This window comes from Paenibacillus sp. GbtcB18 (assembly GCF_019091125.1).
Lineage (GTDB): Bacteria > Bacillota > Bacilli > Paenibacillales > NBRC-103111 > Paenibacillus_F > Paenibacillus_F chitinolyticus.
Map to the genome: position 1 here is coordinate 1 of NZ_JAGXJX010000925.1, position 233 is coordinate 233.

General features: G+C 59.2%; 1 pseudogene. It reads right to left on the reverse strand.

The features are described 5' to 3' along the window. Window positions 1–204 (reverse strand): annotated as a pseudogene (locus KVT34_RS33150) (DJ-1/PfpI family protein); the annotation flags it as partial. Window positions 205–233: the final 29 nt, after the last annotated feature.

The following is a 233-nucleotide window of genomic DNA, read 5'->3' on the forward strand; positions in this document are numbered from 1 at the left end:
ATCTCCATCCAATGCGAATTCTTGCTGAGTCTTGCCAGACGGGGTGCCTACTTTGTTCGCCCCTTCGCTCTCTCCCTTCTGAGGCTCGCTGCCCGTCAGTGGTATTGGCGCCATTCCCGTCGCACGCCAGACCGTTCCCCACCGCTCATATACGAACAACTGCTCGATCTCGTGCGCGATGCGTGGTCCAAAGTCGCGCTCCACCAGATAGAGAGCCGCATCAAGTCCCGACG